Source organism: Haemophilus sp. SZY H53 (assembly GCF_054332375.1).
Genome location: NZ_JBTGNV010000004.1, coordinates 78069 through 91643 on the forward strand (window position 1 = coordinate 78069; position 13575 = coordinate 91643).

Consider the following 13575-nt stretch of genomic DNA (forward strand, 5'->3'; position numbering starts at 1 on the left):
CAACCCGCACTTTTAAGATTGCGGGTTTTTTCGTTTTAAAATCACGGTAAAAATGACCGCACTTTGAGTGATAAAAGAAGGAAAATACTATGACAGATCGCGTTATTATTTTTGATACCACCTTGCGTGATGGCGAACAAGCGTTAAAAGCAAGCTTAACCGTTAAAGAAAAATTACAGATTGCTTTAGCGCTTGAACGTCTAGGCGTGGATGTGATGGAAGTCGGTTTTCCGGTTTCCTCGCAAGGGGATTTTGAATCCGTGCAAACGATCGCACGCCATATCAAAAATAGTCGTGTCGCGGCACTTTCCCGTGCGGTAATTAAAGATATTGATGCGGCAGCTGAAGCCTTAAAAGTGGCAGAAGCGTTTCGTATCCATACATTTATTGCAGTTTCAGCATTACACGTTGAAGCCAAATTAAAACGTACCTTTGACGATGTGGTTGAAATGGCTGTAGCCGCAGTAAAACATGCACGTAATTATACTGACGATGTAGAATTTTCTTGCGAAGATGCAGGCCGTACAGGTATCGACAATATTTGTCGTATTGTTGAAGCGGCAATTAATGCAGGTGCAACCACCGTAAACATTCCAGATACCGTTGGTTTCTGCTTACCTAATCAATTCGGCAATATTATTGCTGAAGTACGTAACCGCGTACCAAATATCGATAAAGCTGTGATTTCCGTACATTGTCACAATGACTTGGGTATGGCAACGGCTAACTCCTTAACCGCTGTACAAAATGGTGCACGCCAAATTGAATGTACTATCAACGGCATTGGTGAACGTGCGGGTAATACCTCACTTGAAGAAGTGGTAATGGCAATGAAAGTGCGTCAAGAATTCATGGGCGTGGATACACGTATCAACACACAAGAAATTCATCGTGTCAGCCAAATGGTGAGCCAACTTTGTAATATGCCAATCCAACCGAATAAAGCGATTGTAGGTTCAAATGCTTTCGCACATTCATCCGGTATTCACCAAGATGGTATGTTAAAAAACCAAAATACCTACGAAATCATGTCACCAGAAACTATCGGCTTGAAGAAAGAGAAATTAAACTTAACCGCGCGTTCTGGTCGTGCAGCAGTAAAAGGCCACATGGCGGATATGGGTTACACCGAACAAGATTACGATTTAGACAAATTGTATGAAGCCTTCTTAAAATTGGCGGATAAAAAAGGTCAAGTGTTCGATTATGACTTGGAAGCCTTAGCCTTTATTGATATGCAACAAGGTGATGAAGATCGTTTAGTGTTAGATAAACTTTCTGCACACTCCACTAAAGAATATCCAGCAACTGCTTTTGTTCAAGTAGAATTGGATGGTAAAAAATTAAGTACCTCTTCTATCGGTGGTAATGGTCCGGTTGATGCTGTCTACAATGCGATCTTGAATTTAACCGGCTTAGATATCAAAATGTCCCACTATAACTTAACTGCAAAAGGCGAAGGTGCTGAAGCGTTAGGTCAGGTAGATATCGTGATTGAACACGAAGGCCGTAAATTCCATGGTGTTGGTTTAGCGACAGACATCGTTGAATCTTCCGCACTTGCTTTAGTGCACGCCATCAATGCAATTTATCGGGCGCATAAGGTGGCAGATATTAAAAATCACAAAAATCACTAACCCAATCCCCCTCTTTAGCAAAGAGGGGTTAGGGGAGATTTGGCAGAAGTAACATCAACCTCAGTGGTGAATTTTATATCGTTAAAATCTCCCCCCAGCCCCTCTTTACAAAAGAGGGGAGAAAATATGAAGAAAATTAACCGCACTTTAGTGTGAAAGAAATAGGAAAAATAATATGCAATCATACAACATCGCTGTTCTACCGGGAGACGGTATCGGTCCGGAAGTCATGGCTGAAGCCATCAAAGTATTAAACAAAGTCCAAGAAAAATTCGGTTTCAAACTTAACTTCAACGAGTTTTATGTCGGCGGTGCAGCAATCGATAATTGCGGTTGCCCACTACCAGCCGAAACCTTAAAAGGTTGTGATGATGCGGATGCAATTTTGTTTGGCTCTGTAGGCGGCCCTAAATGGACAAATTTACCACCAGATCAACAACCAGAACGCGGTGCATTGTTGCCATTGCGTAAACATTTCAAATTATTCTGCAATCTTCGTCCTGCTACCCTTTATAAAGGCTTAGAAAAATTCTGTCCATTACGTGCAGATATTGCAGCGAAAGGATTTGATATGGTGGTTGTTCGTGAATTAACCGGCGGGATTTATTTCGGTCAGCCTAAAGGCCGTGAAGGTGAAGGTGCTCAAACCAAAGCATTTGATACCGAAGTTTATTACAAGTATGAAATCGAACGTATTGCACGTGCGGCTTTTGATGCAGCAATGAAACGTCGTAAACATGTGACTTCAGTAGATAAGGCGAACGTATTACAAGCTTCAATCTTATGGCGTGAAACTGTGACAGAAGTGGCGAAAGACTACCCTGAAGTCACCTTAGATCATATTTATATCGACAACGCGACCATGCAGTTAATCAAAGCGCCTGAATCTTTCGATGTACTCCTCTGCTCTAACATTTTCGGCGATATTATTTCTGATGAAGCCGCGATGATCACAGGGTCTATGGGGATGTTGCCATCTGCTAGCTTAAACGAAGAAGGTTTCGGCTTATATGAGCCTGCTGGCGGTTCTGCACCAGATATCGCAGGCAAAGGCATTGCCAATCCAATCGCACAAATTCTTTCTGCGGCAATGATGTTGCGTTATAGCTTCAACTTAAATGATGCCGCTGATGCGATTGAAAATGCCGTGCAAAAAGTCTTAGCAAATGGTCACCGTACCGGTGATTTAGCCGATGACTCTGCCCCTGTTTCAACTGCGGAAATGGGTACGTTAATCGCTAATGCAATCTAATAAAAACAATTAAAGTGCGGTTTAAAAACACCCACAAAAAGCAACGCTTTTTGAACGTTGGCTCTGCCAACGGCTCCGAAGGAGCGAGTAAATCTTCAGGATTTACGAGTAATAATTTAACCGCACTTACTACTCTAACAAAAGCCTCTAACGAATTGAGAAAAATTATGGCAAAAACTCTTTACGAAAAATTATTCGATGCCCACGTGGTGTACGAAGCTGAAGGCGAAACGCCGATTTTGTATATTAACCGTCATTTAATCCATGAAGTGACCAGCCCACAAGCCTTTGACGGTTTGCGTGTTGCAGGCCGCCGAATACGTCAAGTCAGTAAAACTTTCGGTACCATGGATCACAGTATTTCTACCCAAATACGTGATGTGAACAAACTTGAAGGCCAAGCAAAAATTCAAGTACTGGAGCTTGCAAAAAACACGAAAGCGACCGGTATTCAATTATTCGACATGACCACCAAAGAACAAGGTATTGTGCATGTGATGGGACCGGAACAAGGCTTAACTTTGCCAGGTATGACGATCGTCTGCGGTGACTCCCATACCGCCACTCACGGTGCATTCGGTGCTTTGGCATTTGGTATTGGTACATCTGAAGTAGAACACGTATTAGCTACCCAAACCTTAAAACAAGCTCGTGCAAAAAATATGAAAATTGAAGTGCGCGGCAAAGTCGCGCCAGGCATTACCGCAAAAGACATTATTCTTGCCATTATCGGTAAAACAACCATGGCGGGCGGTACAGGCCATGTAGTGGAATTCTGCGGTGAAGCGATTCGTGAGCTTTCTATGGAAGGTCGTATGACCGTTTGTAATATGGCGATTGAAATGGGCGCGAAAGCGGGTTTAATCGCACCGGATGAAACCACTTTCGACTATTTAAAAGGCCGTCCACATACACCGAAAGGTAAAGATTGGGAGGATGCAGTCGCTTATTGGAAAACCTTAAAATCTGATGATGACGCGCAATTTGATTCCGTCATTACATTAGAAGCCAAAGATATCGCACCGCAAGTCACTTGGGGCACCAACCCAGGCCAAGTAATCGGTATCGATCAACGAGTGCCTAATCCAACGGAAATGACCGATCCCGTGACTCGTGCTTCAGCAGAAAAAGCATTGAATTATATTGGCTTAGACGCTAACACTGATTTAAAAGATATCCCTGTAGATCAAGTATTTATCGGTTCTTGTACTAATGCTCGTATCGAAGATTTACGTGCGGCAGCGGCTGTCATGAAAGGCCGCAAAAAAGCCGATAATGTAAAACGTATTTTAGTGGTACCAGGTTCCGGTTTAGTGAAAGAACAAGCGGAAAAAGAAGGCTTGGATAAAATCTTTATCGAAGCGGGTGCTGAATGGCGTAATCCGGGCTGCTCAATGTGCTTAGGGATGAACGATGACCGTTTAGGTGAATGGGAACGTTGTGCTTCCACTTCAAACCGTAACTTTGAAGGTCGCCAAGGTCGTAACGGTCGTACTCACTTGGTGAGTCCTGCCATGGCTGCCGCAGCGGGAATGTTCGGTAAATTCGTTGATATTCGTGACGTCACATTAAACTAAGGAGCAGAAAATGGCAGGATTTAAACAACTTTCAGGCTTAGTAGTGCCATTGAATGCAGCAAACGTGGATACGGATGCGATTATTCCAAAACAATTTTTACAAGCGATTACGCGCGTAGGTTTCGGCAAACACTTATTCCATGAATGGCGTTATTTGGATGTAGAAGGCACTAAACCAAATCCAGATTTCGTGCTGAATTATCCACAATATCAAGGCGCGACCATTTTATTAGCACGTAAAAACCTAGGTTGCGGTTCTTCTCGTGAACATGCACCTTGGGCATTAGCCGATTACGGTTTCAAAGTGATGATCGCACCAAGTTTTGCAGATATTTTCTACAACAACAGCTTAAATAACCACATGTTACCGATTCGTTTAAGCGAAGAAGAAGTGGAAGAAATCTTCCAATGGGTCTGGGCAAATGAAGGCAAACAAATCCATGTGGATTTGGAAGCGATGACCGTCACTGTAGGTGACAAAGTTTATCACTTTGAACTGGATGAATTCCGCCGTCATTGTTTATTAAATGGCTTGGATAACATCGGTTTGACATTACAACACGAAGATGCCATCAGTGAATACGAAAAAAATATTCCGGCATTTTTACGTTAATCTGTTTTTTTACTCGGACAGCAAATATTGCTAACCATTCGGCGGACAATTTGTCCGCCTTTCTTTTTGAAAACATTCTATTTTTTTACCGCGCTTTCTCCCCTTTTATTTGACAGTATCCACGCTTATCCCTATTATTTCGAGCAATATTGATTGATTTTAAAAAGAGCTGTCTATGTCACATAATCAAACCGAATTACTGAAAAAATCCCTCGCTGAACGCATCCTCATTTTAGATGGTGCAATGGGGACGATGATCCAAAAATATAAACTCACCGAGGCTGATTTTAGAGGCGAGCGTTTTAAAGAAAGTGCGGTTGATTTACGTGGTAATAATGACTTGCTCACTCTCACCCAGCCCCTGTTAATTTCTGCGATTCACGAGAAATATTTAGCCGCGGGTGCAGATATTATTGAAACCAATACCTTCAGTTCTACCACCATTGCACAAGCAGATTATGACTTACAAGCAGTCGCTTTTGAGTTGAATTTTGCAGGAGCAAAATTAGCACGTTTAGCTGCAGATAAATACAGCACACCAGAAAAACCTCGCTTTGTTGCTGGCGTGTTAGGGCCAACTAACCGCACTGCCTCGATTTCCCCTGATGTAAACGACCCAGGGTTCCGTAATGTCACTTTTATGGAATTGGTCGATGCCTATGCTGAAGCGACCAAAGGCTTAATTGAAGGCGGTGCTGATTTAATCATGATCGAAACTATTTTCGATACGCTTAACGCTAAAGCGGCCGTTTTCGCCATTGAAACCGTATTTGAAGAATTAGGTGTGGAATTGCCGATCATGATCTCCGGCACCATTACCGACGCTTCTGGCCGTACGCTTTCAGGGCAAACCACTGAAGCGTTCTACAACTCGCTTCGCCATGCCAAACCGCTAACGTTCGGTTTGAACTGTGCACTAGGCCCGAAAGAACTTCGCCAGTATGTTGAACAACTGTCTAAAATCAGCGAAACCTATGTTTCCGTCCACCCAAATGCAGGCTTACCAAATGCCTTTGGTGGCTACGATTTAGGTGCAGAAGAAATGGCCGCACACCTTAAGGAATGGGCTGAAAGTGGCTTTGTAAACATTGTCGGTGGTTGTTGTGGTACAACACCAGAGCATATCAAAGCCTTTGCGGATGCCATGCAAGGTATTGCGCCACGTAAATTACCGGAAATTAAAACCGCGATGCGTTTATCAGGTTTAGAGCCGCTCAACATTGATGATGAAAGCCTATTCGTGAACGTGGGTGAACGTAATAACGTGACGGGTTCGGCGAAATTTAAGCGTTTAATTAAAGAAGATAAATTTGCCGAAGCCATTGAAATTGCTATCGACCAAGTAGAAAACGGCGCGCAAGTGATTGACGTCAATATGGATGAAGCATTATTAGACGGCAAAAAATGCATGACCCGTTTCCTTAATATTATGGCGACCGAACCGGATGCAGCTAAAGTGCCAGTCATGATCGACTCGTCTAAATGGGAAGTGATTGAGGCAGGTTTACAGTCGGTGCAAGGTAAGCCGATTGTGAACTCTATCTCGTTGAAAGAGGGCGAGGAAAAATTTATTCATCAGGCTAAATTGGTGCGTAAATACGGTGCTGCCGTTGTGGTGATGGCATTTGATGAAGTGGGGCAGGCTGATACCGAAGAGCGTAAAGTTGAAATTTGTAGCCGTGCTTATGACATTTTGGTCAACCAAGTGGGTTTCCCACCAGAAGACATTATTTTCGACCCGAATATTTTTGCTATCGGTACAGGGATTGAAGAACACAACAACTACGGTGTCGATTTTATCAACGCTACAGGTCGTATCAAACGTGCCCTACCGCATTCGAAAATCTCAGGCGGGGTGTCGAATGTCTCTTTCTCATTCCGTGGTAACAACGTGATGCGTGAAGCCATTCACGCCGTCTTCCTCTATCACGCCATCAAACAAGGCATGGATATGGGGATTGTGAATGCAGGACAGCTTGCGATTTATGACGATCTCGATCCTGAATTGCGTGAAATCGTGGAAGATGCAGTATTAAACCGCAGCCCTGATGCCACCGAAAAACTACTCGATATTGCAGAAAAATATCGTAACCAAGGCAACGATGAAAGTGCGGTCGATTCTGTGGCAGAATGGCGCACTTGGCCAGTGGAAGAACGTTTAAAACACGCGCTGGTGAAAGGGATTACCACTTACATTGTGGAAGATACTGAAGAAGCTCGCCAAACATTACCAACTCCATTAGATGTGATTGAAGGCCCGTTGATGGCGGGCATGGACGTAGTCGGCGATTTATTCGGTGACGGTAAAATGTTCCTGCCACAAGTGGTGAAATCCGCACGCGTGATGAAACAATCCGTGGCGTATTTAGAGCCGTTTATCAATGCCACCAAACAAAAAGGTTCAAGCAACGGTAAAGTGGTGATTGCAACCGTAAAAGGCGATGTGCACGACATCGGTAAAAACATCGTAAGCGTAGTGATGCAATGTAATAACTTTGAAGTGATTGACTTAGGCGTAATGGTGCCTGCGGACAAGATCATTCAAACCGCCATTGATGAAAAAGCGGACATCATCGCGTTAAGTGGTTTGATTACCCCTTCTCTAGATGAGATGGAATACTTCTTAGGTGAAATGACTCGTTTAGGCTTAAATCTGCCAGTGATGATTGGCGGTGCGACCACCTCTAAAGAACATACGGCCATTAAACTTTATCCAAAATATAAAGAACACGGCGTATTTTATACTTCTAACGCCTCCCGTGCGGTAACTGTATGCGCGACCTTGATGAACCCAGAAAGCCGTGCGGCATTATGGGAACAATTCAAGAAAGATTACGAGAAAATTCAGCAATCTTTCTCTAACCGAAAACCACTGCGTAAGCAATTGAGCATTGAAGATGCACGTGCAAACCGCTTTGATGGCTTTGGTGGAGAATGGGCAGATTATGTGCCACCAAAACCAAATCAAACTGGCATTGTGGAATTTAAAAACGTGCCGATTGCTGAGCTGCGTAAATTTATCGACTGGTCGCCATTCTTCCGCATTTGGGGCTTGATGGGCGGCTATCCTGATGCCTTTGATTATCCAGAAGGCGGCGAAGAAGCACGCAAAGTTTGGAATGATGCGCAAGTGGTTTTAGATGAATTAGAGCAAAACCACAAACTCAACCCAAGCGGTATTTTAGGTATCTTCCCTGCAGAACGTGTAGGCGATGATGTGGTGCTTTTCGCTGATGAAGAACGCACGCAAACCATTGGCACGGCTTACGGCTTACGCCAACAAACCGAACGTGGCAAAAACAGCAAAAGCCCATTTAACTTCTGCTTAAGCGACTTTATCGCCGATCGCGAAAGCGGTAAAAAAGACTGGTTCGGCATGTTCGCCGTCTGTGCGGGTATTGAAGAAATGGAGCTAGTGGAAGGCTATAAAGCGGCAGGCGATGACTACAACGCCATCTTGCTACAAGCCGTAGGCGACCGCTTAGCCGAAGCTATGGCAGAATACCTGCACTTTGAGCTTCGCACCCGCATTTGGGGCTACACGCAAGAAGAATTCGACAATCAAGGTTTAATCAATGAAAACTATGTCGGCATCCGCCCTGCACCTGGTTACCCAAGCTGCCCAGAACACACGGAAAAAGCCTTGATTTGGGATTTATTAGAAGTTGAACAACGCATCGGCATGAAACTCACCGAAAGCTATGCCATGTGGCCGGCAGCTTCCGTCTGCGGTTGGTACTTCACCCACCCTGCAAGCAACTATTTTACTTTAGGTCGCATTGATGAAGACCAGGCTCAAGATTATGCCAAACGTAAAGGTTGGGATGAGAGAGAGATGATGAAGTGGTTGGGTGTGGCGATGAAGTAAATATGCCTTATTAAAGTAAGAAGACCACCTAAAATTAGGTGGTCTTTCATATGTATTGATAAAAACTATTTTGGAATCCCCTTTCTGTTTGGATTATTAATCCATTGTGATATTTTTCCTATAAAATCCCAAACATCATTATGAGTTGGTCTAATATAGTGATCAGAACTAGGATCATCTCCCATCTTTTCAAAAATATTTCTTAGCCAACCGTTTTTATTTCTATCAATATCAAGATCACTTAACCAATTCTCAACTTCTCCTATTGGAACAACAAAACTCCCATATTCCATTAAATTATCAAAGAAATTTGAACAGAATTCTTGATCTTCTTTTGTTAATAAATTAATTCCACCACTACGTTTAAAATCTTTTCCATCAAATGCGTTTACTAGATTTTCCCTATTTGTTCTGAAGGAGCTTTTATTTCGCTCAGGAATATATATACCATCTAAAACTTTATTCCAATTAACGCCCCCTTCTTTAATAACATCAATATCAACAATCCCAACCGCAGGAATACCTAAATCTCTTAATGGCTTAACAATATCCCAAACAGTCTGTTTATTTTGAGCATTTAGAAACAAACATCCTTCAATCCCTCTTGGATCTTTTTCCTTTAATAAACGTTCATTAATTTCTTGATAAAAAGCTCTATCAGCATCGGCTTCAGTAACTACAACCGCATTATAGAAGAGCGCATTAAAAACACCTATTGAACGTAATAATGGATTTTGCATCAAAGGTTTCAACTTATCTTGCGTTAAAATTCTCGCTGTTGCCCCCTGAGTCCCATAAGTAAGTCTCACGATATTAATACCAACATTACTTTGTACACACCCCATCAAGAAATCAGCACTATTGGTTGCAACAAATAGTCTTTTATCATTATTTAATATGGATGTGATCTCTTTACCTAATTTATAGGATAGTGTTGGATGTAAGAATGCCTCTGGTTCATCAACTAATATGAAATCAGACTCTCCGGCAATTAAAGCTATTATAATTCCTATAAATGCTTTAACACCATCACTAGCATTCTCCACTAAAATTGCATTCTTATGAAAAGCGATTGCCTCCTCAGTAAGACTTTTATCTAAACTATCTTTAGGTTCTTCTTCAGACAATCTCAATCTAAGATTGCCTAAACTAGTAGGATCAATTACTAAATACTTTCTAAAAGCACCATAAATAACATCTCTAACTTTAGACATTAATACCTGATCCTTAAATAATTTAGAAAAACTGTCTATAGGATCTCCTTGCAAATCACCCGCATTTTGTGAATTAACTAAAGATAATCTACTATATCCATCAAGCCTTGTTGTAAAATAAGATAAAACTTTTGCTAATTGTGAATTTTTGAAGTTCTCCTTATTTGGAGATAGCGCAGTATTGATTAAATCAGGCAAATAAATCTGATTATTCTTACCATACTTTCCAATCAAGAAATAATCGTTACTATAGGGAGTAAAACCCTTTGAAGGAGCAATTTTTATTCTATCTAACATTTTTTCATAAACTTGCTCGCGGGTTAAACGTTCAAACTCTAAGTTACTAATTACATTTAATAATTCTGTTTCTCCATTAGCTATCCATCCTTCTATTTCAATTAAGGCCTGAGATTTACCACTATTATTTGGTCCAATAAAAACAGTCACAGGGCTAAGTTCTATTTCCAAGTTTTCATCTGAGCTAGGATATGTCCCTGCCTGTAATTTAAGTTTTTTAAGCATTGAATACTCCATATAAATAATTTATTATCTAGTCACATAATAGAAATATTAAGAGTATAATTCTACTTATATTTTATAAATATAAAACAAATAAAATTTACTAAAAAACTAACTGTACTTTAATCAAAACCAATCATAGACATTCAATATCTTGCACAATCCCCAATTTCCGCTATCATATTCCCTTTCTCATTCACTCTACTCTCGGAACTTTATCGATGAATAAATTGAAAATAGCATTACTCACGGCTGCATTCGTAGGTTTGTTTGCTTGTACCACAACACAACAACCAAAGAAAACCGTTAAGACCCGATTCCTTAAAAATAACATTAGCCAAGCGGAATTAAACAATCCGAAAGATTACAAACGTTATTACTATTCTTGCCGTAATTCAGAAACGGGCTCGAATTCTTATTTAACGACTTACTTCCCGCTTTCAAGAGAAAGCCGCATGAAAGATAATTTTGGTATTTATTTCCAATTAGACGGTGGAAAAGCGGTGCCGTTTGATCATGTGGAAAATCGCACCTTAAATGCACGCGGAAATCGCTTTGAAGTGATTTATCGCTCTTATGAGCCAATTGATGGAAGCCATGTGGATCTGATTGCGCGTGAGCATAATTCGGTGTATTACAAAAACAATCAAGGCATGAGAACAGCTTGGTTAAATTGTCGAGAAGGCTAATTCTCACTGAAAGTGCGGTCGTTTTTAGACGCATTTTTCCAAACAAAAAAGCACGAGGTTAAACTCGTGCTTTTTCTTTTTTATTTCGATTATGCTTTTGCTTGTGCACGTTTCACGAAAATGACTGAAAGCGTGAATGCCACCACAAATGAAATCACCATACCAATGCTGTACATTGCAAGGCTATCCGGTTTGATCGATGGAATACCTAAGAAACCTGCTGCGCCTAATGCAATGGCTTTTACATTGAAGAATGCGATAAAGGCACTTGCTAAGCCTGAACCAATCATCGCTGCAAAGAAAGCCTGACGATAACGTAAGTTCACCCCGAACATTGCCGGTTCAGTAATCCCTAATAATGCAGAAATTCCTGATGGTACCGCTAAACCGCGTACTTTTGGATCTTTTAATGCGACTGCCACACCTAAACAGGCCGCACCTTGTGCGATATTTGACATCGCGGCGATTGGGAAAATAAAGGTACCTCCTGTATTTGCCATTTCAGCTAATAATTGTGTTTCAACCGCAATGAAGGTTTGGTGCATACCTGTGATAACGATTGGTGCATAGAATGCCCCGAAGATCGCGCCGCCCACGAAACCTAAGGTGTCATATAACCAAGTTAAGCCTGATGCAATTAATGAACCTGCTTCACGACCGATTGGACCAATTACGGTGAATGCTAAGAAGCCCGCAATAAAGAGCGAGAATAATGGGGTAATGAGGTTATCTAAATAAGAAGGTACAAACTTACGGAAGGTTTTTTCTAAGGTTGCTAACACCCAAGCAGAAACTAATGTTGGGATAACCGTGCCTTGATAGCCGACTTTTTCAATTTCAAGACCGAATACATTCCAGTATTGGATTTTGCCTTGAGCAAGGGTTAATGCGTAGTTCCAACCATCTGCTAATGCAGGGTGAACTAATAACATCCCAAGTGCTGCCCCTAAGAACGGGTTACCGCCGAATTTACGGGTTGCAGAGAAACCAAGTAATACAGGTAAGAACACAAACGGTGCGTTCGCGATGGTATTAATGAAGTCCACCAAATCCGCTAGACCTGGGTGCATATCAATCACGCTTAATTCATCAACGAAGAAACCTTTCGCTGTAAGCATGGAGTGAATACCCATTAACAAACCGCCTGCGACGATTGCTGGAATGATTGGCACGAAAATATCCGCTAAGCCTTTCACCAAACGTTGCAATAAGTTTTGGTTGCCTGATGCTGCTTCAGCCACTTCGGCTTTACTCACATCGCCGATACCAAGTAATTTAGTAAGTTCAGCATGGACTTTATTCACCGTACCTGAACCAAAGATTATTTGATATTGACCCGCGACAGCAAACTGCCCTTTCACGCCTTCAATATTATCAATGCCTTCTTTGTCCACTTTGCTTTCATCGTTTAACACAATACGTAAACGCGTTGCGCAATGTGCTGCTGTGGCGATGTTTTCTTTGCCGCCAAGTTTATCAATCACTTGTTGGGCGATTTGAGGGAAGTTCATAATGCTCTCCTAATGGGTTTCTAAAGAAAAAGAAATTGACCGATTGTAACTAAAACAGGGGATAATAACTAGCGGTCTAAACAAATTTTAGGCGAAAAAAAACCGACTTAATTAAGTCGGTTTATAGTTGGTGCTCTGAGCGAGACTTGAACTCGCACGGCCTGCGGCCACTACCCCCTCAAGATAGCGTGTCTACCAATTCCACCACCAGAGCGTTTATTCTGTTTTTATTCCTTATTGCGGAATATCATTATTTTTGTTTTCAACCGCTGGAGCAACTTGTTGTTGCTGTTGTTGAACTTGTTCAGCAGTTTGAGATAAATCGTCAAACGAACCTTTTTGTACGTTGCCACGGTGAGAGTTAATGTTACCTAACACTAAAGCAATCACAAAAAAGCCAGTTGCTAAGATTGCACTGGTACGGGTTAAGAAGTTACCTGCACCTGCAGAACCAAACATCGTACCTGATGCACCGCCGCCAAATGACGCACCTGCGTTCGCACCTTTACCTTGTTGAACAAGGATAAAGCCGATTAAGGCGATACAAATTAATACATAAACAAATAATAAAATATTGTACATTATTCTTTCTTCTTATAAATTGCAATTTCGCAGGAAAACTGGTGGTGAATGTTATATAAAATTCTTGCTTTTCGCAAGCGCTTTCCCATTTTTTTTGCTTAATTGTATTAAGT

General features: G+C 41.6%; 9 protein-coding genes and 1 tRNA gene. 6 read left to right on the forward strand and 4 right to left on the reverse strand.

Annotation, left to right across the window (positions count from 1 at the left end):
* Window positions 1-89 precede the first annotated feature (89 nt).
* The 5 genes from leuA (at window position 90) to metH (ending at window position 8947) form a co-directional block, all read left to right on the forward strand.
* Window positions 90-1637: a 2-isopropylmalate synthase gene (leuA, locus tag ACXVWB_RS05090; protein ID WP_289901565.1), complete on the forward strand. Its 1548-nt coding sequence runs from the start codon at window positions 90-92 to the stop codon at window positions 1635-1637.
* A 175-nt stretch (window positions 1638-1812) separates the two neighbouring features.
* Window positions 1813-2889, forward strand: a complete 1077-nt coding sequence (gene leuB, locus ACXVWB_RS05095; protein ID WP_289901566.1) for a 3-isopropylmalate dehydrogenase — start codon at window positions 1813-1815, stop codon at window positions 2887-2889.
* Window positions 2890-3056: 167 nt separating this feature from the next.
* Window positions 3057-4466, forward strand: coding sequence for a 3-isopropylmalate dehydratase large subunit (gene leuC / locus ACXVWB_RS05100; RefSeq protein ID WP_289901567.1), 1410 nt, complete (start codon window positions 3057-3059; stop codon window positions 4464-4466).
* 10 nt (window positions 4467-4476) lie between these two features.
* Window positions 4477-5079 carry a 3-isopropylmalate dehydratase small subunit gene (leuD, locus tag ACXVWB_RS05105; protein WP_289901568.1) on the forward strand — a complete coding sequence of 201 codons (603 nt, stop codon included), beginning with the start codon at window positions 4477-4479 and terminating at the stop codon, window positions 5077-5079.
* A 175-nt stretch (window positions 5080-5254) separates the two neighbouring features.
* Window positions 5255-8947, forward strand: coding sequence for a methionine synthase (gene metH, locus ACXVWB_RS05110; RefSeq protein ID WP_289901569.1), 3693 nt, complete (start codon window positions 5255-5257; stop codon window positions 8945-8947).
* Window positions 8948-9012: 65 nt separating this feature from the next.
* Here metH and ACXVWB_RS05115 read toward each other — a convergent pair whose 3' ends face one another.
* Window positions 9013-10683 carry an ATP-dependent nuclease gene (locus tag ACXVWB_RS05115; protein WP_458485230.1) on the reverse strand — a complete coding sequence of 557 codons (1671 nt, stop codon included), beginning with the start codon at window positions 10681-10683 and terminating at the stop codon, window positions 9013-9015.
* Between the two features lie 218 nt (window positions 10684-10901).
* Here ACXVWB_RS05115 and ACXVWB_RS05120 point away from each other — a divergent pair, with 218 nt between their 5' ends.
* On the forward strand, window positions 10902-11369 hold the full coding sequence (locus ACXVWB_RS05120; RefSeq protein ID WP_128787746.1) for a hypothetical protein: 468 nt from the start codon (window positions 10902-10904) through the stop codon (window positions 11367-11369).
* Window positions 11370-11458: 89 nt separating this feature from the next.
* Here ACXVWB_RS05120 and ACXVWB_RS05125 read toward each other — a convergent pair whose 3' ends face one another.
* From ACXVWB_RS05125 to secG, 3 genes are all read right to left on the reverse strand, one after another.
* A complete protein-coding gene (locus tag ACXVWB_RS05125; RefSeq protein ID WP_005698676.1) occupies window positions 11459-12880 on the reverse strand; it encodes a sucrose-specific PTS transporter subunit IIBC in 1422 nt (473 codons plus the stop codon).
* A gap of 128 nt (window positions 12881-13008) precedes the next feature.
* Window positions 13009-13094 (reverse strand) — tRNA-Leu (locus tag ACXVWB_RS05130).
* 20 nt (window positions 13095-13114) lie between these two features.
* On the reverse strand, window positions 13115-13462 hold the full coding sequence (gene secG, locus ACXVWB_RS05135) for a preprotein translocase subunit SecG (RefSeq protein ID WP_070582988.1): 348 nt from the start codon (window positions 13460-13462) through the stop codon (window positions 13115-13117).
* Between the last annotated feature and the right edge of the window lie 113 nt (window positions 13463-13575).

Coding starts and splice junctions, on each gene's coding strand:
- leuA (WP_289901565.1), top strand. CDS start 90: ATGACAGATCGCGTTATTATTTTTGATACCACCTTGCGTGATGGCGAA.
- leuB (WP_289901566.1), top strand. CDS start 1,813: ATGCAATCATACAACATCGCTGTTCTACCGGGAGACGGTATCGGTCCG.
- leuC (WP_289901567.1), top strand. CDS start 3,057: ATGGCAAAAACTCTTTACGAAAAATTATTCGATGCCCACGTGGTGTAC.
- leuD (WP_289901568.1), top strand. CDS start 4,477: ATGGCAGGATTTAAACAACTTTCAGGCTTAGTAGTGCCATTGAATGCA.
- metH (WP_289901569.1), top strand. CDS start 5,255: ATGTCACATAATCAAACCGAATTACTGAAAAAATCCCTCGCTGAACGC.
- ACXVWB_RS05115 (WP_458485230.1), bottom strand. CDS start 10,683: ATGCTTAAAAAACTTAAATTACAGGCAGGGACATATCCTAGCTCAGAT.
- ACXVWB_RS05120 (WP_128787746.1), top strand. CDS start 10,902: ATGAATAAATTGAAAATAGCATTACTCACGGCTGCATTCGTAGGTTTG.
- ACXVWB_RS05125 (WP_005698676.1), bottom strand. CDS start 12,880: ATGAACTTCCCTCAAATCGCCCAACAAGTGATTGATAAACTTGGCGGC.
- secG (WP_070582988.1), bottom strand. CDS start 13,462: ATGTACAATATTTTATTATTTGTTTATGTATTAATTTGTATCGCCTTA.